Here is a 20375-nt window from a genome sequence, read left to right on the forward strand (position 1 = left end):
ACCTCAGCGGTTTGACGACAGGAAGCCCAGAACCCCATGAGCGACAGTCACTCCCCTCACGGCTTCGACCTGGTGCGCCGTGGGTACGAGCGCGCCCAGGTCGACGAGCGGATCACCAAGCTGGTGGCCGACCGTGACAGTGCCTTGACCCGGATCAGCGCGCTGGAGAAGCGCATCGAGGAGCTCCACCTGGAGACCCAGTCCGCCCAGGCGGCGGTCGTGGAGCAGGAGCCCTCCTACGCCGGCCTCGGCGCCCGGGTCGAGAAGATCCTGCGACTCGCCGAGGAGGAGGCCAAGGACCTGCGCGACGAGGCGCACCGCGCCGCCGAGCAGCACCGCGAGCTCGCCGAGGCCGCCGCCCAGCAGGTCCGCACCGAGGCCGAGAACTACGCCAAGGACCGCAAGGCCAAGGCGGAGGACGAGGGGCTGCGGATCGTCGACAAGTCCAAGAGCGACGCCGCCCAGCTGCGCGCCGAGGCCAACAAGGACGCCCAGAACAAGCGCGAGGAGGCGGACGCCCTCTTCGAGGACACCCGCACCAAGGCCGCCCAGGCCGCGCTGGAGTTCGAGACCAACCTGGCCAAGCGCCGCGAGCAGTCCGAGCGCGACCTGGCCGCCCGTCAGGCCAAGGCCGAGAAGCGCCTGGCCGAGATCGAGCACCGGGCCGAGCAGCTGCGCCTGGAGGCCGAGAAGCTGCGCACCGACGCCGAGCGCCGCGCCCGCCAGACCGTCGAGACGGCCCAGCGCCAGTCCGAGGACATCGTGGCCGACGCCAACGCCAAGGCCGACCGGATCCGCAGCGAATCGGAGCGCGAGCTGGCGGCGCTCACCAACCGCCGCGACAGCATCAACGCCCAGCTGACCAACGTCCGCGAGATGCTGGCCACGCTGACCGGCGCGGCCGTGGCCGCCGCCTCGCTGCCGACCGACGACACCATGGGCGTGCCCGCCCAGCAGTCGCGCTGACGCACACCGGCCGAACGGCACGACGGGCCCTCACCCCCGCGGGTGAGGGCCCGTCGGCTTTCGCGCCGTCATCGCCGCCGGCTCTGCCGGGCCCGTCGGGCCGGGGCCCTCACCTGGGGTAGGCGCCGTCCGGCCGCTGGTACCCGCTGCTGAGCTGGTTGCCCTCGTCGTCGGAGACGGTGCCGAACCAGGAGGTGCACCAGACCGACACCGAGTCCGGCCAGTACTGCACCTCGAAGGGGTGCCCGGGCCCGTAGTCGCCGTACGAGGTGACGATGAAGGTCTCCCCCGGGCGCATCCAGTAGTCCTCGCCGAGCGGTTCCAGCGTCAGCTCCACCAGCCCCTCGCCCCGGTTGGTCACGGGCATCCGGCCGGTCACCTCCAGTGCCGAGAAGTCCCAGGCCGCCGAGTCCTGGCTCTCCTGGCTCATCCGACGGCCACCCGGGCGAGCAGGGCGCGCACGACGGCGTCGAAGGCCCCGGGCGCCTCCAGGGCGCTCAGGTGGCCCACCCCCGGCAGGACGGTCAGTTCGGCGTCCGGCCTGGCCCGCAGCATCGCCTCGGCCTCCTCCGCCGCCACCAGGGCGTCCTGGGCGCCCGCCACGATCGAGACCGGCACCCGCAGGCCGGCCAGCACGTCCAGGGCGTCCGGGCGGGCCGCCATGGCCCGCTGGGCCCAGGCGACGGCGGCCGGCGGCGCGGCGGCGACCAGCTCCTGCACCCGCTCCACCAGGTGCTGCGAGTCCGGGCCGAGCTGCCCGGCCGCGACCTGCTCGTCCAGCAGCAGCTGCACGCTGTCCCGCGCGGTGACGGCGGCGGCGATCCGCTCCCGGTTGGCCCGTACGGCGTCGGTGTCGGCGGTGGCCCGGGTGTTGGCCAGCAGCAGGCCGGACAGCCGGCCGGGGTGGCGGCGGGCGAAGGCCAGCGCCACGTAGCCGCCCATGGAGAGCCCGCCGACCACCGCGCGCTCGATCCCGGCCGCGTCCAGCAGCAGGGCGAGGTCGTCCGCGACCAGGTCCAGCGAGGGCTCGTCGCTCCCCAGCGCGGTGCCGCCGAACCCCCGCTGGTCGGGGGCGAGCACGCGCACTTCGTCCCCGGTCAGCCCGGGCAGCTCGTCCAGTTGGGAGGACCACATCGAGGCGTTCAACGGAAAGGCGTGCAACAGCACGAGTGGTGTTCCGGTACCGCTCTCGCGGACCGACACTGCGGAGGGACTCTGGGTCATGCGCCCAACCTATTCCGGCACGCCCGGCGGGCCCACTCAGCGGGCCGCGATACCCCCTTTGTCCTAGCCTGGCAAGGAACTGAGGGAGCACGAATGATCGAGCTGCACGAGCTGACAAAACGTTACGGCAAGACCCTTGCGGTGGACCGCCTCAGCTTCCGGGTCCCCCAGGGCGTGGTGACCGGCTTCCTCGGCCCCAACGGCGCCGGCAAGTCCACCACGATGCGCATGATCCTCGACCTCGACCGCCCGACCGCCGGGCGGGTCACCATCGACGGCAGGCACTACGGCCAGCTCAGCGAGCCGCTCAAGTACATCGGCGCGCTGCTGGAGGCCAAGGCCGTCCACCCCGGCCGCACCGCCCGCGACCACCTGCTCTGGCTCGCCCAGAGCAACCGCATCCCCGAGCGCCGGGTGGACGAGGTGCTCGCCCTGGTCGGCCTCACCCCGGTCGCCCGCAAACGGGCCCGCGGCTTCTCGCTCGGCATGGGCCAGCGCCTGGGCATCGCCTCCGCCCTGCTCGGCGACCCGGAGATCATCATGTTCGACGAGCCGGTCAACGGCCTGGACCCGGAGGGCATCCTCTGGGTCCGCAACCTGATGAAGCGCCTCGCCGCCGAGGGCCGCACGGTCTTCGTCTCCTCCCACCTGATGAGCGAGATGGCCGTCACCGCCGACCACCTGGTGGTCATCGGCCGGGGCCGCCTGCTCGCCGATCTGCCGATGCCGGAGTTCATCCGGCGCAACTCCCGCTCCGCCGTACGACTGCGCGGCCCGGAGCCCCAACGGCTGCTCGACGTCCTGGCCGGGGCCGGCCTGCCGCACGAACCGGGCCCGGACGGCTCCTACGAGGTGGTCGACGGGGACATCGCGCACCTCGGCGAGCTGTTCGCCGGGCACGGCGTGGTGCTGCACGAGCTCAGCCCGCAGCAGGCCTCGCTGGAGGACGCCTTCATGCAGATGACGGCCGACGCGGTGGAGTACCACGCGGGCGAGGGGCCCGGCCGGGACGCGGCCGGCGCGCCCGCCGAGTGGGGCGCCGGCTGGAAGGCGGACGGCGCCCGGCAGACCACCACGGCACGGCAGGAGGAGATCTGAGATGGCGTCCTTCCCCGCGGTCCTGCGCTCCGAGTGGACGAAGATCCGCACCGTCCGCTCGACGCTCTGGACGCTCGCGCTGACCTTCGTCGTCACGGTCGGCGTCGGCGCGCTGCTGTCGCTGCTCACCAACGACAACTTCACCGAGTTCCGACGGCACGACCCCAACCCGTTCGACCCCACCAGCACCGCCTTCTCCGGCATCGTGCTCGGCGAACTGGTGATCATCGTGTTCGGCGTGCTGGCGATCGGCAACGAGTACAGCAGCGGCATGATCCGGCTCACCCTGGCCGCCGTCCCTCAGCGCGCCACCCTGCTCGCCGGCAAGCTGGTGGTGCTCGGCGCGCTCGCGCTGGCGGTCTCGGTGCTGACGGCCTTCGTCACCTTCTTCGCCGGCCAGGCGCTGCTCGGCTCGCACTCCACCGCGATCGGCGAGCCGAACGTGCTGCGCGCGGTGTTCGGCGCCGCGCTGTACCTGACGATGCTCTGCCTGTTCGCGGCGGGCGTCACCACCATGCTGCACAACCAGACGCTCGCGCTCGGCGTGCTGGTGCCGTTCTTCTTCCTGCTCTCGCCGATCCTCTCGGCGGTGCCGAAGGTCAAGACCCTGGCCCACTACTTCCCCGACTACGCGGGCTCCCGGATGACGCTGGTGTACGAGCAGCAGGGCCAGCCGTACGGGCCGTGGGCCGGCTTCCTGATCTGCCTCGCCTGGACGGCGGCGGCCCTGGTCGGCGGCGTGCTGGTGCTCAAGAAGCGCGACGCGTAGCCGGCCCCGCGACGCGCGGCGGCCCCCCGGCGGGCCGTCAGTACCGCGGAGCGCCGCGGCCCCGCAGCAGGTTGGAGGCCCGGCGCTCCCGCGCCCCCCAGCAGGCCCGGTGCCAGTGCCGCCGGTCGTCCACCCCCGCGCCGTGCGTCGGCCAGGCCACCACGTGGCCCATCCCCGGCGGGATCTCCTGGTCGCAGCCCGGGCAGCGGTAGAACCGCCCCGCCGTCCCGGCGACCGTCTGGACCACCCACTCGTCGCCCTGGTAGGTCTCGGTACGGCGCAGCGAACCGCCGAGCGGGGCGGTCGGCTCCGCACTCTCGTGGGGGGCGGCGCTCTTGATCCGGTTGCGGCGCGGCGACACGGCGGACTCCCTCTCCTCCTGGGCCTGGGTCGTCCAGCCTACGGCCGATCGGGCTACCCCATCGCCGCTCCTACCACGGCTCTGTCCGGTACTCCGGCGTTTTTGCCGAGATCCACCCGATCATCGGGGAAATCCAGGGTTCCGCGTGCCATTGGCACATGACATCGGATACCCACAAGGGGAGAAGGCGGGGCCCGCAGACCCTGCGCGCACCCGAGGAGGACCAACGATGAGCAAGACCAGCGCCCGCGCCGAGAGCGGTCGGCCCGCCCCCGGCCCGACGCTGACCTCCGTCCCCCCGGTGACGGCCGTCGCGGGCGAGCCGCTGCCGGCGACCCTGCGGGCGGGCGCGGTGCCGCCGTCCACCGGTCCGGTCCGGGTCGGCCTGTTCCTGCTGTCCGCGCAGTTCCCCGGACAGGACCACGGCGAGGTGCTGGAGCGCACCGTCAGCGCGGCCGTCGAGGCCGAACGCTCGGGCCTGGACAGCGTCTGGCTGGCCGAGCACCACTTCGTGCCGTACGGGGTGTGCCCGGACGCCGCCACGCTGGCCGCGATGCTGCTCGGCCGCACCCGCCGGATCGGCGTCGGTACCGCGGTCAGCGTGCTCTCCACCCGCCACCCGGTGGGGCTCGGCGAGCAGGCCGCGCTGCTGCACCTCACCTCCGGGGGACGGTTCACGCTCGGAGTGGGCCGCGGCGGGCCGTGGATCGACCTGGACGTGTTCGGTGGCGGCGTGGACGCCTTCGAGACCGGGTTCCCGGAGCGGCTGGACCTGCTGCTGCGCTGGCTGCGCTGCGCCCGGGTGGGCGCGGACGGCCCGCAGTTCGCCTTCCCCGAGGTCGCCGTGGTGCCCCGGGCCACCGAGCCGCTGCGACGGCCGGGCCTGGTCAGCTGGCTCGGCCTGGGCGAGCGGTCCGGCCCGGTGCGCTTCCCGCGCCAGCGCCGGGACGACGAGGGCCTCGGCGAGGAACTCACCGCCGACGGACGGCCGGTGGCCGGCCCGCCCGTGGTGGTCGCCTGCACCTCACCGGGCGGGGTGCGGCTGGCCGCCGAGCGAGGCCTGCCGATGCTGCTCGGCATGCACTCCGGGGACGACGACAAGCTGCGGATGCTGGAGCTGTACCGGACCGCCTGGCTGGCCGCCGGGCGCAGTGAGGAGCAGCTGCGACGGGTCGGCCGTCAGCACGTCGCGGCCGGGGTGGCCCAGGTCGACGACCGCGCCGCGGCGGCCCGCTCCACCCTGCTGAACGCGATGCCGGGCTGGTTCGAGTACGGGCTCGGCGCGCACCGCACCGTGGACGGCCGCGAGCGCAAGATGCGCGACCCGCGCCAGTACACCGAACTGCTCTGCGACCTGCACGCGGTGGGCACCCCGCGGCAGTGCGCCGACCGGCTGCTGGCCACCACCGAGCGCACCGGCATCCGGCGCTTCGCCCTGCTCGCCGAGGGCAGCGGCGACCAGGAGGCGACCCTGCGCAACATCGCCCGGCTCGGCTCCGAGGTGCTGCCGCAGCTCGGCTAGGTCCCGTCCGGGCCGGACCGCCGCCCCTCCCCCACACCCGGGGACGGGGCGGCCGGCGCCGCGGCGCGGTACGGCCGGGGGCTCAGCAGTCCCGCAGTTCCTCGGACTGGTTGAGCAGCTGCTCCCGGACCGAGGTGAAGCGGTCGTACCGCGCCTCGTTGGCCTCCGACGGCAGGAACACCGCCACCCGGTGACAGTTCTGGAACGCCAGCCGGACCCCGAAGTGGCGCTGGAGGGCGCCCCGGATGGCGTCGCTTGCGAGGGCGCGCAGCAGCTGGCCCCGGGCCTTCTCGCTGGGGGGCGGTACCTGGTTGTCGGCGAAGTCGGTGCCGTCGACCTTCGCCTGGGCGACCAACGAGCTGATCAGGTCCCAGGCGTACGGCAGCGAGACGCGGACGCAGTCGACGAATTCCCGCTCGTCGACCTCGCCCCGCTCGGCCTTCTCGAGCAGGGCCGGTGAGACGTCGAGCGACATGGATTCTCCTCTCGCGGTCCACCCGCGCGGCGCCCGGGTGGTCGTGCGTAGGTCAAGCTCACAGTGAGGGTGGCTGATTCGCGCGGGACGTCCGGAACACCGAGGGACAGGGGTTTCCGGCACCTTCGCGACAGCGGCGGCAGCACGGGACGTGACGTCCTGGACACCGAACGCGCTCAGAACAGCGTGGCAGTCAACGGCGCGACAGGCCGGTCATTCCTGCGGATTGCTTCGGAAATATGTTGCGCTGCACGGGATTGGCCGGATCCCGTCGGGTCGTTCATCTGAAGTCTCCATCCCCGTTGACAGCGATCCCGCGAGCGTGCCGTCACACACCGTAGCGACCCTAAGGGGGCGGCGCCAGACCTCGACGGGCGGGGAGCGGGACCACAGGCCCTCCATGGTGGACGGGTTCGCGCCTTCTTCACCCTGCCGTCGCGGAATCGCATCAACTGGCCCCGGTGGGCTAGCGTGGTCGACCGTGCGTCTCGTAATTGCCCGCTGCTCAGTCGACTATGCCGGTCGGCTCTCCGCCCATCTGCCCTCCGCCACCAGGCTGATCCTGGTCAAGGCCGACGGCAGCGTCAGCATCCACGCCGACGACCGCGCCTACAAGCCGCTCAACTGGATGTCCCCGCCGTGCGCCCTCAAGGAGGCCGACGGGGTCTGGACGGTGGAGAACAAGGCCGGCGAGAAGCTCATCATCACGCTGGAGGAGGTGCTGCACGACTCGTCCCACGAGCTCGGGGTCGACCCGGGCCTGATCAAGGACGGCGTGGAGGCACACCTCCAGGAGCTGCTCGCGGACCGGATGGAGGTGCTCGGTGCCGGCTGGTCGCTGATCCGCCGCGAGTACCCCACCGCGATCGGCCCGGTCGACATCCTCTGCCGCGACTCCGACGGCGCCACGGTGGCCGTCGAGATCAAGCGCCGCGGCGAGATCGACGGCGTCGAGCAGCTCACCCGCTACCTCGAACTCCTCAACCGGGACCCGCTGCTGGCCCCGGTCAAGGGCGTCTTCGCCGCGCAGGAGATCAAGCCGCAGGCCCGCGTCCTGGCCACCGACCGCGGCATCGGCTGCGTGGTGCTGGACTACGACGAGCTGCGCGGCATCGACGACGACAAGCTCAAGCTGTTCTGACCGCTCAGGACGGTCCCGGGGCGGCCGGACTGGTCGTCCCGCCCGGGGTCGTCGGCGATCCCGACGTGACAGGCGACGTCGGGGTGGACGGCGAGGAGGACGGGCTGCGGCTCGGCTCCGTCGGCTGCGACGGCCCTCCGGTCGACTGGGACTGACCCGGCTGCGGGGCCGGCGGCTGCGGCTGGCCCGGTGCGGGCGGCTGCGGCTGCTGCGCGGGCTGGGACTCGCCCGCGCTCGGCGAGGAGCTCGGCTTCCTCGTCGGCGAGGCGCTCGGCGAGTGCGAGGCGCTGCCGCTCGCGGACGGCTCCGGGCTGCCGACCTGCCCCGCCGGGCTGCCCGGCCCGGCACCGGTCGTCCCCGGCCCGGCGCTGCCGGAGGACTGCGGGAACGGCGGGTCCTCGCTGCCGCTGCCGCGGTCCGGCCGGCTGGTGTGCGGATCGTTCCCCTTGACCTCCTCCGGCCCGCTGAAGCTCATCGCCACCGCCGTGCCGAGCACCCCCAGGGTCAGCACCGCCGTGGAGAGCACCGCCGCCCGGCGCCGCCGACTGGACTTCAGGCCGGCCGGCACCCGGGCCGCGATCTTGCGGATCACCGGGGCGCGGCCGGGCGCCGCCGCGGGCGCGGCGGCGGGCAGCTGCCGACCGTCGGCGCGCAGCAGGTCGAGCATCCGGCGCGCGGCCGCCACCCCGCGCTGCTCACCCGCCGTGTTCCGCAGGGTGAGCGCGGTCTCCAGTTCGGCGACGGCCCGGGAGGGCTGCTGGACGCAGATCGCGTGCACGCCCGCCTCGTGGTGGAACCAGGCCTGGTCGACCGCCGAACCGGTGCGGCGGGCCGCCTCCAGACCGAGCTGGAGCACCCGCTCCCAGGCGCCCCAGCGCAGCGCCAGCGCCAGCGCGGGCGCCGCCGCGCGGGCGAGCCGGACCACCGCGTCGTGCCGCCCGGCGGTGCGGTCGGCGAGCAGCACGCCGATCATCACCTCCGCCTCGGCGGCGATCTGCTCCAGCGTCACCGAGCTGTGCCCGACCCACCAGGCGAAGTGCCGGGCGGCGCCGTCGACGCAGCCGCGGGGCGGCCAGTGCGGGGCGAGCAGGTCGAGCGCGCCGGCGGTCAGCCGGTGGTGCCCGCCGATGGACACCGCCAGTCCGGCGTCGGTGAGTTCGGCGAGGGCGGCCTCGCCCTGTCCGACGTCGATCAGCGCCGGCAGGTGCGGCGCGGTGGGGCACTCGCCGCCGAGCGCCACGGCCAGGCGCAGCACGGCCTGGGCGGGCTCGCTCAACCCCTCGGCGAGCCGGACCGCGGGCGAGGCGGTCTGCGCCACCGAGGGCAGCGGGACGGTGCGGCGCAGCGCGTTCTCCCGGATCGCCGGGTCCTGGTCGTGGGCGGGCTCCTCGACGGCTCCGAAGACGTCCATCCGGTCGTCCTCGGCGGCGACCAGCGCGTCCACCGCGAGGTCCCGCTGGCGCAGCAGCGCGGCGGCCTGGACGAAGCGCAGCGGCAGGCCCTCGGACTCGAACCAGAGGTCCACCGCCCAGGCCTTCTCGTCGACGTCCAGCGGCCGCCCGGCCAGCCGGGCGGTGAGGGCGAGGCAGGCGGAGCGGGAGAGCCCGGCCACCAGGTGGTCCTGGAGCCGGGAGCCGGCGGGCAGCGGCGGGCCGTCCGGGGCGGCGGAGATCAGGAAGGCGCAGCCGGGGGCGGCGGCGAGCAGCTGCTCCAGCTCGGCGCCGGAGGGCTCGGCGGCGTCGATCACCACGATCGCGCCGACCTCGGCGAGGTGGGCGGCCAGCTGCCCGGGGTCGGGGCGGTAGCCGGGGGCGTGGTGGGTGGCCGTGAAGAGGTCCTGGAGCAGGTCGGGGACGGTCCGGCGGTGGCCGCAGAGCTGCACCACACCTCCGGGGGCGAGGTCGGCGGCGGCCTCGGCGACGGCCGACAGCAGTGCGCTGCGGCCCGAGCCGGCCTGGCCGACCAGGCGTATCGACCGGCCCTCGGCGAGCAGGCCGAGCAGTTCGGCGATGTCGGCCTCGCGGTCCAGCAGCGGCAGGTCGGCGGGCCCGGCGCCGAGCGCGAGCGGGCCGACCGCGCGGCCGACGCCGCCGACCGGGCCGCGGGCGGGCTCGCTGCGTTCGATCCGGCGCGGGTGCGGCCGCCACTCCGCGGGGCAGGGCCGGGCCTCGGAGCCGTCCGGGGCACCGACGCCAACCAGCAGGCCGCCGGAGACCAGTTCGCCGCCACGGGTGCGGACGGCGTCCTGCCGGAAGTCCCCGGATGGCTGTGCCACGTTCTGCTCCGCATCGTGCTCGGCCGTCGGCGCCCCGCGCCGCCCGGCTGACGTCCCGGTAGCGGCCGCGGCCGGGCTGGAGGCAGCCCCGGCGGCCGTCTTCTGACGGGCAGACTCTTGCACATTCGGACCCGCCCGTGCAGGACGGTCCGCGGCGTACGACCGGCCGGTAGCGCTGACCAGGGACGTTGCGCGGGTGGGGCCCGGGGGTGCGGGGGCGCGCGGTCCGGCGCGCGGCGCCGGAGCGGCTAGAGCGCGATCCCGTGCGCCTCGGCGACGCCGGTCACGCCGTCGACGGTCAGGATGCGGTGCAGCTTGGTGGCCACCAGCAGCCGCTGGAGTTGGGCCGGGACGGAGCGCAGCACCAGCCGGCGGCCGATCCGGCCGGCCCGCCGGTGGGTGCCCATGATCACGCCGAGCCCGGTGGCGTCCCAGAACTCCAGCCGGGCGAGGTCGAGCACGAGGTCGCCGAGGCCGCCGTCCACCGCCTGGTGCAGCCGGGCCCGCGCGTCGGCGGCGGTGCGCACGTCGAGGCGGCCTTCGATGGCCAGCGCCGTGTGGTCGCCGGTGATGCGCATGCTCTCCTCCTTCGCCTGGACGGCCTGGTGCGGGGCGGGCCCGCCCCGGCCGTACCGGGTGCGGGAGCGGGGGGTGCATCCGGGCGGGCCGCAGCCCCACACCCGGACCCGGGCGGAATGCCGGGTTCCTTCATCTGACGGTGAACCGGCTCCACAGGTTGCTGGTTCCGGCCAGATCTGAAGCAACTTCACCCGTCCGAGGGAATATACGCAGGTCGTCCCCACACCTACGCTCGATTCCCGCCCAAATCACCCGTCTGCGGCACCCGGCGTGAGGAAACTCACCCGGCCCGGTGGAGCGGGCCGTACGACGCTCCGGTCGCACGGCCCGGCGGCCGTTCAGCCCGGCAGGCTCACTTGCCCTCGTACGGGTAGAAGCCGCGGCCGCTCTTGCGGCCCAGGTCACCGGCGGTGACCATGCGGGCCATGATCTCCGGCGCGGCGAACTTCTCGTCCTGGGTCTCGGTGTAGATGTTGCGGGCGGCGTGCAGCAGGATGTCCACGCCCGTCAGGTCGGCGGTCTGGAGCGGGCCCATCGCGTGGCCGAAACCGAGCCGGCAGGCGGTGTCGATGTCCTCGGCGGTGGCCACGCCCGACTCGTACAGCTTGACGGCCTCGACGACCAGCGCGGTGATCAGGCGGGTGGTCACGAAGCCGGCCACGTCGCGGTTGACCACCACGACCTCCTTGCCGACGCCCTCGGCGAAGGCGCGGGCGGCGGCCAGCGTCTCGTCGCTGGTCTTGTAGCCGCGGACCAGCTCGACCAGCTTCATCATCGGCACCGGCGAGAAGAAGTGGACGCCGACGACCGACTCCGGGCGCTCGGTGGCGGCGGCGATCCGGGTGATCGGGATGGCGGAGGTGTTGGAGGCCAGCACGGCGCCGTCCTTGGCGAGCTTGTCGAGCTCCCGGAAGACGCCCTCCTTGACCTCCATCTTCTCGAACACGGCCTCGACCACGATGTCGGCCTCGGCGACGGCGCCCAGGTCGGTGGTGGTGGTGATCCGGCCCAGCGCGGCCTCGGCGTCCTCGGCGCTCAGCTTCCCCTTGGCGACGAACTTCTCGTAGGAGGCGCGGATGCCCGCCAGGCCCCGCTGGAGCGCCTCCTCGGTGACGTCCCGCAGCACCACCGGGTGGCCGGCCTGCGCCGACACCTGGGCGATGCCGGCGCCCATCAGGCCGGCACCGATCACGGCGATCTGCTTGCTGGACGCATTGCTCATGGCTGGGTCTCCCGATGCCGTCGCCGCCCCGCGGGCGGGCCCTGAAGGCGGCTCAGGGCAGGGGTCACCGCCGGCGAGCCGCGTCGCTCGTTTCCGGGACTCTAATGCCCAAATCCCCGGTGCAGTAGCAATCGAGAGTGTGATCTGCAACCGACCTGGTCAGGCGCTCGGACGGCCGGGCGGACGGACGGCCGTACGGTCAGACCGTCAGACGGTCATCCCGAGGTCCTGGGCCAGGATCGCTGCCTGCACCCGGCTGCGCAGCCGCAGCTTCGCCAGGATGCGGCTGACGTGCGTCTTGGTGGTCGCCTCCGCCATCACCAGCCGGGCCGCGATCTCCCCGTTGGACATCCCGGCCCCGATGCAGGCCAGCACCTCCCGCTCACGGCCGGTCAGCGCCCCCACCGCGGCCCTGGCCTCCGGCCCGACCGGCCGCTCCGGGCGGGCGAAGGCCCCGATCAGCCGCCTGGTCACCGAGGGCGCCAGCATCCCGTCCCCGCGCGCCACCGTGCGGATGCCCTCGATCAGGGTGTCCGCCTCCAGGTCCTTGAGCAGGAACCCGGACGCGCCGGCCCGCAGCGCGCCGTAGACGTACTCGTCCAGGTCGAAGGTGGTCAGCACGAGCACCTGGCCGGCCCCGGCGGCGACCACCTCCCGGGTCGCCGAGACGCCGTCCAGCCGGGGCATCTGCACGTCCATCAGCACCACGTCGGGCCGTAGCTCCAGCGCCAGCCGGACGGCCTCCTCGCCGTCGGCGGCCTGCCCGACCACCTCGAACTCCGGCTCGGCGCGCAGGATCATCACCAGCGCCGCCCGTACCGCCGCCTGGTCCTCGGCCACCAGCACCCGGATCGTCATGCCCGCCCCTCGTTCCCGTGGGCGCGCGGCAGCACCGCGCGCACGCTCCAGTACCCGTCCTTCGGCCCGGCCTCGAAGCTGCCGCCGAGCAGCCCGGTCCGCTCCGCCATGCCCACCAGCCCGGCCCGGGCGCCGGGCAGTTCGCGGCCCGGCCCGGCCCGGTAGGGACTGTCGACGGCGATCCGGAGTTCCTCGGACGCGAACTCCAGCCGCAGACTGACCAGTCCGGGCCCGGCGTGCTTGAGCGCGTTGGTCAGCGACTCCTGGACGATCCGGTACGCGGCCAGCCCGACCGGCACCGGGAGTTCGCCGCGCTCGCCGCGCTCGTCCAGCTCGAAGTCCAGCCCGACGTCGTGGCCCGCCGCCCGGGCCTTGGCCACCAGGGCGTCCACCGCGGCCAGGTCGGGCGCCGCGTACGACTCGTCCACCTCTCCCCCACCGCTGTCCCGGAGCAGTCCGATCATGCGACGCATTTCGGCCAATCCCTGGACGCTGTTCTCCCGGATCACCGCCAGCACCTCCACCAGTGGGTCGTCCTCGGCCAGCCGGCGCCGCCTGGCCACCGACTGCGCGCCGGTGGCGTGGATCGCGATCGCCGACAGGTGGTTGGCCACCACGTCGTGCAACTCCCGTGCCATCCGCGCCCGTTCGGCGCCGATCGCCTCGCGCCGGTCCATCTCCGAGAGCAGCGCGGTCTGTTCCGCCCGCAGCCGCTCGGCCTCCGCCTCCTGCCGGTGCTTGCGCACCACGTCGCCGGTCCACACCGGCCCCAGGAAGACCAGCGAGCTGACCACCACCACCAGCAGCGCGAGGGAGGTGCCGCCGTAGATCGCCGCCAGCGTGGAGAGCGCCAGCACGGTGGCCCCGCCGGTCAGGTGCAGTATCCGGGACATCCGCGGGCTGCCGTAGATCACCGCCGCGTACAGCAGATCGGTGTACATGATCAGCGTGGCCACCAGGTTGCCGGCGAACACGCTCCCCGCGAAGACCAACCCGCCGAGCGACACCGCCAGCACCGGCCTGGTCCGCCGGACCAGCTCCAGCCCCGCCATCACCAGCAGCGGCGGCAGCACCACCCAGGGCGGCACCCGGTCGGCCTGGTCGTACGCCTTGAAGACGATCAGCACCGAGCCGCCGAGCAGCCCGAACAGGGCGATCAGCTGGTCCTGCCGGCGCGGGGACAGGGCGGGGAAGGGGAGCGGCACGTTCCCATCTCACCACTCCCGCGCCCCACCCGGCTCCGGTCCACGGAGGAGCCCGCTACATCGAAGGATGCAGGCCCGGACGGCACCACGCGACGACGACACCGGCGCGCCCGCGCACGAGGCTGGGAGCACCACGCAACGTCCGGGAGCAGAACGTGATCGTCACCCTCATCGTCGCGGCCGAGATCTCCTTCTGGATCCTGCTCGGCCTCGGCCTCGCCACCCGCTACCTGCTCCGGTGGCGCCGCACCAGCACCGCGCTGCTGGTCGGCCTGCCGGTGGTGGACCTCACCCTGTACGCCCTCACCGTCCTCGACCTGCGCGGCGGCGCCACCGCGAGCTGGACGCACGCCCTGGCCGCGAGCTACGCGGGCTTCTCGATCGGCTACGGCCCCTCGCTGGTGCGCTGGGCCGACCGGCACTTCCAGCACCGCTTCGCCGGTGGCCCCAAGCCGCTGCCCTCACCGAAGTACGGGCCGGAGCGGACCAGGTACGAGTGGCAGATCGCCGGCCGGACCGTCGTGTCGGCCGCGATCACGCTCGGCCTGATCACCCTGCTCGTCCCGCTCTCCGCGGGCGCCGCCCACTTCGGCACCTTCCTCCAGTGGTACCTCAAGCTGGGCATCGCGGCCGTCGTCAACGTGGTCGTGGCCGGCTGCTACTCGCTCTGGCCCAAGGAGCCGCCGGCCGGCGTCCTGGTCGAGAACGGCCGGGTGGTCAAGGAGAAGACCCCGGCCGACCGGCTCTGAGGCGGCCGGCTCCTAGCGGTTCTCGCCCGGCACCCAGAGCACGTCGCCGCGCTCCTTGTTGGCCACCCGGGCCAGGATGAACAGCAGGTCGGACAGCCGGTTGAGGTACTTCGCGGTCAGCGGGTTGACGCTGTCGCCGTGCTCCGCGATCGCCGCCCAGGTCGAGCGCTCGGCCCGCCGCACCACCGTGCAGGCCAGGTGGAGGTGGGCCGCCCCGGGCGTGCCGCCGGGCAGGATGAAGCTGCGCAGCTTCTCCACCCGCGCCAGGTACTCGTCGCAGTCCGCCTCCAGCCGGTCGACGTAGGACTGCAGCACCCGCAGCGGCGGGTACTTCGGGTCCTCCACCACCGGGGTGGACAGGTCGGCGCCGACGTCGAACAGGTCGTTCTGGACCCGGACGAGCACCGCCGTGATGTCCTCCGGCAGCTCGCCGACGGCCAGCGCCACCCCGATGGCGGCGTTGGCCTCGTTGGCGTCCGCGTACGCGATCAGCCTCGGGTCGGTCTTGGTGGTCCGGCTCATGTCGCCGAGCGCCGTGGTGCCGTCGTCGCCGGTACGGGTGTAGATGCGCGTCAGATTGACCATGCGGCCAGGGTAGCGGCCGGGTTAGGCGGCGTTAACCCGCACTACGCGACATTGACTCTCTGCCCCGGCGGGGCCGCCTCCAGCCAGGCCAGGAAGCCGGTCAGCGCGTCCTCGCTCATCGCCAGCTCCAGCGGCGCCCCGTTGTGCAGGCAGCGCAGCACCACCGATCCGGAGAGCAGGGCCAGCTCCTCCTGGCCCTCCGGGTAGCGCCGGCCGAGCACCTCGATCTCCCGGCGCGGAAGCACCTTGCGCGGGCGCGGGGCGTACGAGAAGACCCGGAACCACTCGATCGAGTCACCGCTGTAGCGGCCGATACCAAAAACCCACCCCTTGCCGTCGGTCGGGGGGACCGGGGCCGAGGTGGGTTTGCCGTTCTCGTCGAGGTCGGGCTGCGTCGAGGCGTCGGCAGGCATTTTGAGTCGGTAGCTGCAGTCGAAGGTGCCGCCGACCCGCTGGATCAGGCGGCGCCGGACGGCGAAGGCCATCAGCCCGATCACTCCCAGGGCCACGACCGCCGCACACACCACAAGCGCGAGGACCATGCTCACCTACCTCCTCGCTACCCGCGTTCCCCGTAGCGGTCGTATCAAGCGACCGCGCTGACCTACCAACTACGACGACAGTCCCGGGGTCACGCTCACGCGTCCCCGGGACCGTCGGTCGACCCCGCTAAGCCGGGGTCCGGCGCACTCAGGCGTGGGCCTTGAGGCCGCGCGCCGCGAACAGACGGACCTCGGCGCGCCGCTCGGCGTGCTCGTCCAGGTCCGACTTGGCCTTCTCCAGTGCGCGCTCGGCACGCGCGACATCGATCTCGTCCGCCAGTTCGGCGATCTCCGCGAGCAGAGACAGCTTGTTGTCGGCGAAGGAGATGAAGCCGCCGTGCACCGCGGCGATCACGGTGCCGCCGTCCACCGTGCGGATGGTGACGGGACCGGTCTCCAGCACGCTCAGCACCGGGGTGTGGCCCGGCATGATGCCGGTGTCACCGGAGGCCGTACGGGCGACGACGATGGTGGCCGCACCGGACCACACCTTGCGGTCGGCTGCGACCAGCTCGACGTGCAGCTCAGCCAACGTGGGCTCCTAGGCTCATGCAACGCCCGATTACTCGGGAGTTTCGGTAAGAATAACGGCCCCGCGCCTCCGGCATGAAACCGGCGGCACGGATTTGACCGGAATCACAGCCGATGCGACGTGAGGGGTGGTCCCCAGGCTCGGGGGCCACCCCTCACGGTCACGCACAGCTGCTACCGGCCGCGATTACTTCTTCGCCAGCTCGGCGGCGTTCTTCTCGAGGTCCTCGATGCCACCGCACATGAAGAAGGCCTGCTCCGGAACGGAGTCGTACTTGCCGTCCGCGATCGCGTTGAAGGCCTCGATGGTCTCCGACAGCGGCACGGTCGAACCCTCGACGCCGGTGAACTGCTTCGCCACGTAGGTGTTCTGCGAGAGGAAGCGCTCGATGCGACGGGCACGGTGCACCGTGATCTTGTCCTCTTCGGACAGCTCGTCGATGCCGAGGATCGCGATGATGTCCTGGAGGTCCTTGTACTTCTGCAGGATCCCCTTGATACGGATGGCCGTGTCGTAGTGGTTCTGCGCGATGTACCGCGGGTCGAGGATGCGGGACGTGGAGTCCAGCGGGTCGACGGCCGGGTAGATGCCCTTCTCCGAGATCGGGCGCGACAGAACGGTGGTCGCGTCCAGGTGGGCGAAGGTGGTGGCCGGCGCCGGGTCGGTCAGGTCGTCCGCGGGGACGTAGATCGCCTGCATCGAGGTGATCGAGTGACCGCGGGTCGAGGTGATGCGCTCCTGCAGGAGGCCCATCTCGTCGGCCAGGTTCGGCTGGTAGCCCACCGCGGAGGGCATGCGGCCGAGCAGGGTCGACACCTCGGAACCGGCCTGGGTGAACCGGAAGATGTTGTCGATGAAGAGGAGCACGTCCTGCTTCTCGACGTCACGGAAGTACTCCGCCATGGTCAGCGCGGACAGCGCGACGCGCAGACGGGTGCCCGGCGGCTCGTCCATCTGGCCGAAGACCAGCGCGGTCTTGTCCAGAACGCCCGAGTCGACCATCTCGTCGATGAGGTCGTTGCCCTCACGGGTGCGCTCGCCGACACCGGCGAACACCGACACACCACCGAAGTTCTCGGCGACGCGGTAGATCATCTCCTGGATCAGAACGGTCTTGCCGACACCGGCACCACCGAACAGACCGATCTTGCCACCGGTGACGTACGGGGTGAGCAGGTCGATGACCTTGATGCCCGTCTCGAACATCTCGGTCTTGGACTCGAGGTCCTTGAACTCCGGGGCCTTGCGGTGGATCGGCCAGCGGACCTGGACCTGCGACTCGAACTCGTCCTTGTCGACGTTCAGCACGTCGCCGAGGGCGTTGAAGACCTTGCCCTTGGTGATCTGGCCGACCGGGACGGAGATCGCGGCACCGGTGTCGGTGACCTGCGAACCACGGACCAGGCCGTCGGTCGGCTGCATCGAGATGCCGCGGACCATGCCGTCGCCGAGGTGCTGGGCGACCTCGAGGGTCAGGGTCTTCTTGCCCGTGCCGTCGGGGTTGTCCACCTCGACGTGCAGGGCGTTGTACATGTCCGGAATCGCGTCGACGGGGAACTCCACGTCGACGACCGGGCCGATGACCCGCGCGACGCGGCCCGTCGCCGTGGTCGGCTCAACAGTGGTGGTCATACTCATTCGCTCCCGCGGCTCGCGTCAGCGAGCGCGTTGGCGCCACCGACGATCTCGCTGATTTCCTGGGTGATCTCGGCCTGACGGGCCGAGTTGGCAAGCCGCGTGAGCGACTTGATGAGCTCGCCGGCGTTGTCCGTCGCGCTCTTCATCGCACGGCGGCGGGCGGCGTGCTCGGAAGCGGCCGACTGCAGCAGCGCGTTGTAGATCCGGCTCTCGACGTACCGCGGCAGCAGCGCGTCCAGGACGCCCTCCGCCGACGGCTCGAAGTCGTACAGCGGGAAGATCTCCGCCTTGGCCGGCTTCTGGTCGCTGAGCTGGACCTCGTCCAGCTTCAGCGGCAGCAGCCGCGCCTCGACCGCGTTCTGCGTCAGCATCGACACGAACTCGGTGGAAACCAGGTGGAGCTCGTCCACGCCGCCCGTCTCGGCCGTGAAGGCCTCGATCAGGTCGGCCGCCACCGTCTTCGCGTCACCGTACGTCGGCTTGTCCGAGAATCCCGTCCACGAGCCCGCGATCGCCAGACCGCGGAACGTGTAGTACGAGACGCCCTTGCGGCCGATGATGTACGTCACCACGTCCTTGCCCTCGGCCTTCAGGCGCTCGGCGAGCACCTGCGAGGCCTTGATGGCGTTGGTCGAGTAGCCGCCGGCCAGGCCGCGGTCCGCCGTGATCAGCAGGACCGCCGCGCGCTTGGCGTTCGGGTTCTCGGTGGTGAGCGGGTGCTTGGCGTTGGACCGGGTGGCCACCGCCGTCACCGCCCGGGTGAGCTCGTCGGCGTACGGAGTGGAGGCGGCCACCGCGCGCTGCGCCTTGACGATGCGCGACGCGGAGATCATCTCCATCGCCTTGGTGATCTTCTTCGTCGCGGTGACAGAGCGGATCCGGCGCTTGTAGACCCGAAGCTGTGCTCCCATGGGTCGTTACGTCCTTTCCCTCGCTACCGGACTCAGGCCTGCTCGGAGAGCAGCTTGCCGTCAGCCGTCTGGTAACCCTGCTTGAAGGCATCGATCGCGCTGGTCAGCGCGTCGACGGTGCCGTCGGCCAGCAGACCGGTCTCGACGATGCCGGCGAGCAGGTCCTTGTGCTGCAGGCGGACGTGGTCCAGGAACTCGCGCTCGAAGCGGCGGATCTCGGCGACCGGGACGTCGTCCAGCTTGCCGTTGGTGCCGGCCCAGATGGAGACGACCTGCTCCTCGACCGGGAACGGCTGGTACTGGCCCTGCTTCAGCAGCTCGACCATGCGCGCACCGCGCTCCAGCTGGGCCTTGGAGGCCGCGTCCAGGTCGGAACCGAAGGCGGCGAAGGCCTCCAGCTCGCGGTACTGGGCGAGGTCCAGACGCAGGCGGCCGGCGACCGAGCGCATGGCCTTGATCTGGGCGGAGCCACCGACGCGGGAGACCGAGATGCCGACGTTCACGGCCGGGCGGATGCCGGCGTTGAACAGGTCGGACTCCAGGAAGCACTGGCCGTCGGTGATGGAGATGACGTTGGTCGGGATGTACGCCGAGACGTCGTTGGCCTTGGTCTCGATGATCGGCAGACCGGTCATCGAGCCGCCGCCCAGGGCGTCGTTCAGCTTGGCGCAGCGCTCCAGCAGACGGGAGTGCAGGTAGAAGACGTCACCCGGGTAGGCCTCGCGGCCCGGCGGGCGGCGCAGCAGCAGGGAGACGGAACGGTAGGCCTCGGCCTGCTTCGACAGGTCGTCGAAGATGATCAGGACGTGCTTGCCGTCGTACATCCACTCCTGGCCGATGGCCGAACCGGTGTACGGGGCGAGGTACTTGAAGCCGGCCGGGTCGGAGGCGGGAGCGGCCACGATGGTGGTGTACTCCAGCGCGCCGGCCTCCTCCAGGGCGCCGCGGACGGACGCGATGGTGGAGCCCTTCTGGCCCACGGCGACGTAGATGCAGCGGACCTGCTTCTCCGGGTCGCCCGAGCGCCAGTTGTCGCGCTGGTTGATGATCGTGTCGACGGCCACCGCGGTCTTGCCGGTCTGGCGGTCACCGATGATCAGCTGGCGCTGGCCGCGGCCGATCGGGGTCATCGCGTCGATGGCCTTGATGCCGGTCTGCAGCGGCTGCTTGACCGACTTGCGGGCCATGACGCCGGGGGCCTGCAGCTCCAGGGCGCGGCGACCGGTGGCGGCGATGTCGCCGAGGCCGTCGATCGGGTTGCCCAGCGGGTCCACGACGCGGCCGAGGTAGCCGTCGCCGACCGGAACCGAGAGGACCTCGCCGGTGCGGCGCACGGTCTGGCCCTCTTCGATGCCGCCGAACTCACCGAGGACGACGACACCGATCTCGCGGGTGTCGAGGTTCAGCGCGAGGCCGAGCGTGCCGTCCTCGAACTTCAGCAGCTCGTTCGCCATGACCGAGGGCAGGCCCTCGACATGCGCGATGCCGTCCGCCGCGTCAGTGACCGTGCCGACCTCTTCCACAGAAGCGGCGTCCGGCTGGTACGACTGGACAAAGTCGGCCAGCGCGTCCCGGATCTCCTCCGGACGGATCGTAAGCTCCGCCATCAGGCTTCCCTGCTCTCCTAGTTTGCGATCCTCGGCCCGCCATTGAGGGCCGCAAGTATTCGACTCTCGGCCGGGTCTTGCGAACCGGCCGTACGATTTGCCGGCTCCTTGGGGAG

At 72.3% G+C, this 20375-nt stretch carries 21 protein-coding genes; 6 read left to right on the plus strand and 15 right to left on the minus strand.

Going from position 1 to position 20375, the window contains the following annotated elements; all coding sequences use genetic code 11:
• Positions 1 to 36: 36 nt before the first annotated feature.
• Positions 37 to 966: a coiled-coil domain-containing protein gene (locus tag ACZ5OX_RS14500; protein WP_316526249.1), complete on the plus strand. Its 930-nt coding sequence runs from the start codon at positions 37 to 39 to the stop codon at positions 964 to 966.
• A 109-nt stretch (positions 967 to 1075) separates the two neighbouring features.
• Here the strand turns inward: ACZ5OX_RS14500 and ACZ5OX_RS14505 are convergent, their stop codons facing one another.
• A complete protein-coding gene (locus ACZ5OX_RS14505) occupies positions 1076 to 1396 on the minus strand; it encodes a hypothetical protein (RefSeq protein WP_449791599.1) in 321 nt (106 codons plus the stop codon).
• Positions 1393 to 2190 (minus strand): alpha/beta fold hydrolase, encoded by a 798-nt coding sequence (locus tag ACZ5OX_RS14510; RefSeq protein WP_465630194.1) that lies wholly within the window; start codon positions 2188 to 2190, stop codon positions 1393 to 1395. Before ACZ5OX_RS14510 ends, ACZ5OX_RS14505 begins: the two co-directional genes overlap by 4 nt.
• Before the next feature lie 93 nt (positions 2191 to 2283).
• On the opposite strand from ACZ5OX_RS14510, the gene ACZ5OX_RS14515 reads away from it, so the two are divergent.
• Together ACZ5OX_RS14515 and ACZ5OX_RS14520 are read left to right on the plus strand one after the other, a co-directional pair.
• A complete protein-coding gene (locus ACZ5OX_RS14515; RefSeq protein WP_465630195.1) occupies positions 2284 to 3288 on the plus strand; it encodes an ABC transporter ATP-binding protein in 1005 nt (334 codons plus the stop codon).
• A gap of 1 nt (position 3289) precedes the next feature.
• Positions 3290 to 4057, plus strand: a complete 768-nt coding sequence (locus ACZ5OX_RS14520) for an ABC transporter permease (protein WP_465630196.1) — start codon at positions 3290 to 3292, stop codon at positions 4055 to 4057.
• Between the two features lie 37 nt (positions 4058 to 4094).
• Here the strand turns inward: ACZ5OX_RS14520 and ACZ5OX_RS14525 are convergent, their stop codons facing one another.
• A complete protein-coding gene (locus ACZ5OX_RS14525; protein WP_465630197.1) occupies positions 4095 to 4418 on the minus strand; it encodes an ATP/GTP-binding protein in 324 nt (107 codons plus the stop codon).
• A gap of 229 nt (positions 4419 to 4647) precedes the next feature.
• Between ACZ5OX_RS14525 and ACZ5OX_RS14530 the strand changes: the two genes are divergently transcribed.
• Positions 4648 to 5940 carry an LLM class flavin-dependent oxidoreductase gene (locus tag ACZ5OX_RS14530; RefSeq protein WP_465630198.1) on the plus strand — a complete coding sequence of 431 codons (1293 nt, stop codon included), beginning with the start codon at positions 4648 to 4650 and terminating at the stop codon, positions 5938 to 5940.
• An 82-nt stretch (positions 5941 to 6022) separates the two neighbouring features.
• On the opposite strand, the gene ACZ5OX_RS14535 is transcribed toward ACZ5OX_RS14530, so the two are convergent.
• Positions 6023 to 6415 (minus strand): SCO5389 family protein, encoded by a 393-nt coding sequence (locus ACZ5OX_RS14535; protein ID WP_392873067.1) that lies wholly within the window; start codon positions 6413 to 6415, stop codon positions 6023 to 6025.
• A 481-nt stretch (positions 6416 to 6896) separates the two neighbouring features.
• Here ACZ5OX_RS14535 and nucS point away from each other — a divergent pair, with 481 nt between their 5' ends.
• Positions 6897 to 7556: an endonuclease NucS gene (gene nucS, locus ACZ5OX_RS14540; RefSeq protein ID WP_030057515.1), complete on the plus strand. Its 660-nt coding sequence runs from the start codon at positions 6897 to 6899 to the stop codon at positions 7554 to 7556.
• A gap of 4 nt (positions 7557 to 7560) precedes the next feature.
• Here nucS and ACZ5OX_RS14545 read toward each other — a convergent pair whose 3' ends face one another.
• The 5 genes from ACZ5OX_RS14545 to ACZ5OX_RS14565 form a co-directional block, all read right to left on the minus strand.
• Entirely contained in the window at positions 7561 to 9831 is a 2271-nt protein-coding gene (locus ACZ5OX_RS14545) for an ATP-binding protein (protein WP_465630199.1), read from the minus strand.
• A 248-nt stretch (positions 9832 to 10079) separates the two neighbouring features.
• Entirely contained in the window at positions 10080 to 10409 is a 330-nt protein-coding gene (locus tag ACZ5OX_RS14550) for an STAS domain-containing protein (RefSeq protein ID WP_449791594.1), read from the minus strand.
• 353 nt (positions 10410 to 10762) lie between these two features.
• Positions 10763 to 11632: a 3-hydroxyacyl-CoA dehydrogenase family protein gene (locus ACZ5OX_RS14555; protein ID WP_465630200.1), complete on the minus strand. Its 870-nt coding sequence runs from the start codon at positions 11630 to 11632 to the stop codon at positions 10763 to 10765.
• Between the two features lie 207 nt (positions 11633 to 11839).
• Complete coding sequence (locus tag ACZ5OX_RS14560; RefSeq protein ID WP_392873082.1) at positions 11840 to 12490, minus strand: response regulator; 651 nt, start codon at positions 12488 to 12490, stop codon at positions 11840 to 11842.
• Positions 12487 to 13695: a sensor histidine kinase gene (locus ACZ5OX_RS14565; RefSeq protein ID WP_465630201.1), complete on the minus strand. Its 1209-nt coding sequence runs from the start codon at positions 13693 to 13695 to the stop codon at positions 12487 to 12489. The genes ACZ5OX_RS14560 and ACZ5OX_RS14565 overlap by 4 nt, the downstream gene beginning before the upstream one ends.
• Positions 13696 to 13850: 155 nt before the next feature.
• Here ACZ5OX_RS14565 and ACZ5OX_RS14570 point away from each other — a divergent pair, with 155 nt between their 5' ends.
• Positions 13851 to 14444: a hypothetical protein gene (locus ACZ5OX_RS14570; protein ID WP_465630202.1), complete on the plus strand. Its 594-nt coding sequence runs from the start codon at positions 13851 to 13853 to the stop codon at positions 14442 to 14444.
• Between the two features lie 12 nt (positions 14445 to 14456).
• On the opposite strand, the gene ACZ5OX_RS14575 is transcribed toward ACZ5OX_RS14570, so the two are convergent.
• From ACZ5OX_RS14575 to atpA, 6 genes are all read right to left on the minus strand, one after another.
• On the minus strand, positions 14457 to 15029 hold the full coding sequence (locus tag ACZ5OX_RS14575) for a cob(I)yrinic acid a,c-diamide adenosyltransferase (RefSeq protein ID WP_392873091.1): 573 nt from the start codon (positions 15027 to 15029) through the stop codon (positions 14457 to 14459).
• A 41-nt stretch (positions 15030 to 15070) separates the two neighbouring features.
• Positions 15071 to 15571, minus strand: a complete 501-nt coding sequence (locus ACZ5OX_RS14580) for a DUF2550 domain-containing protein (RefSeq protein WP_030057523.1) — start codon at positions 15569 to 15571, stop codon at positions 15071 to 15073.
• A gap of 148 nt (positions 15572 to 15719) precedes the next feature.
• Entirely contained in the window at positions 15720 to 16103 is a 384-nt protein-coding gene (locus ACZ5OX_RS14585; RefSeq protein ID WP_030057524.1) for a F0F1 ATP synthase subunit epsilon, read from the minus strand.
• 186 nt (positions 16104 to 16289) lie between these two features.
• Positions 16290 to 17735 carry a F0F1 ATP synthase subunit beta gene (atpD, locus tag ACZ5OX_RS14590; RefSeq protein WP_465630203.1) on the minus strand — a complete coding sequence of 482 codons (1446 nt, stop codon included), beginning with the start codon at positions 17733 to 17735 and terminating at the stop codon, positions 16290 to 16292.
• Positions 17736 to 17737: 2 nt separating this feature from the next.
• On the minus strand, positions 17738 to 18652 hold the full coding sequence (locus ACZ5OX_RS14595; protein WP_465630204.1) for a F0F1 ATP synthase subunit gamma: 915 nt from the start codon (positions 18650 to 18652) through the stop codon (positions 17738 to 17740).
• A gap of 32 nt (positions 18653 to 18684) precedes the next feature.
• Positions 18685 to 20259 (minus strand): F0F1 ATP synthase subunit alpha, encoded by a 1575-nt coding sequence (atpA, locus tag ACZ5OX_RS14600; RefSeq protein WP_359830927.1) that lies wholly within the window; start codon positions 20257 to 20259, stop codon positions 18685 to 18687.
• Positions 20260 to 20375: the final 116 nt, after the last annotated feature.

The organism is Kitasatospora sp. NPDC032121 (assembly GCF_055580145.1).

Excerpts from the sequence above, each read along its gene's own strand:
- ACZ5OX_RS14500 (WP_316526249.1), top strand. The coding sequence starts at position 37 with ATGAGCGACAGTCACTCCCCTCACGGCTTCGACCTGGTGCGCCGTGGG.
- ACZ5OX_RS14505 (WP_449791599.1), bottom strand. The coding sequence starts at position 1,396 with ATGAGCCAGGAGAGCCAGGACTCGGCGGCCTGGGACTTCTCGGCACTG.
- ACZ5OX_RS14510 (WP_465630194.1), bottom strand. The coding sequence starts at position 2,190 with ATGACCCAGAGTCCCTCCGCAGTGTCGGTCCGCGAGAGCGGTACCGGA.
- ACZ5OX_RS14515 (WP_465630195.1), top strand. The coding sequence starts at position 2,284 with ATGATCGAGCTGCACGAGCTGACAAAACGTTACGGCAAGACCCTTGCG.
- ACZ5OX_RS14520 (WP_465630196.1), top strand. The coding sequence starts at position 3,290 with ATGGCGTCCTTCCCCGCGGTCCTGCGCTCCGAGTGGACGAAGATCCGC.
- ACZ5OX_RS14530 (WP_465630198.1), top strand. The coding sequence starts at position 4,648 with ATGAGCAAGACCAGCGCCCGCGCCGAGAGCGGTCGGCCCGCCCCCGGC.
- ACZ5OX_RS14535 (WP_392873067.1), bottom strand. The coding sequence starts at position 6,415 with ATGTCGCTCGACGTCTCACCGGCCCTGCTCGAGAAGGCCGAGCGGGGC.
- ACZ5OX_RS14550 (WP_449791594.1), bottom strand. The coding sequence starts at position 10,409 with ATGCGCATCACCGGCGACCACACGGCGCTGGCCATCGAAGGCCGCCTC.
- ACZ5OX_RS14555 (WP_465630200.1), bottom strand. The coding sequence starts at position 11,632 with ATGAGCAATGCGTCCAGCAAGCAGATCGCCGTGATCGGTGCCGGCCTG.
- ACZ5OX_RS14560 (WP_392873082.1), bottom strand. The coding sequence starts at position 12,490 with ATGACGATCCGGGTGCTGGTGGCCGAGGACCAGGCGGCGGTACGGGCG.
- ACZ5OX_RS14575 (WP_392873091.1), bottom strand. The coding sequence starts at position 15,029 with ATGGTCAATCTGACGCGCATCTACACCCGTACCGGCGACGACGGCACC.
- ACZ5OX_RS14580 (WP_030057523.1), bottom strand. The coding sequence starts at position 15,571 with ATGGTCCTCGCGCTTGTGGTGTGTGCGGCGGTCGTGGCCCTGGGAGTG.
- atpD (WP_465630203.1), bottom strand. The coding sequence starts at position 17,735 with ATGACCACCACTGTTGAGCCGACCACGGCGACGGGCCGCGTCGCGCGG.
- ACZ5OX_RS14595 (WP_465630204.1), bottom strand. The coding sequence starts at position 18,652 with ATGGGAGCACAGCTTCGGGTCTACAAGCGCCGGATCCGCTCTGTCACC.
- atpA (WP_359830927.1), bottom strand. The coding sequence starts at position 20,259 with ATGGCGGAGCTTACGATCCGTCCGGAGGAGATCCGGGACGCGCTGGCC.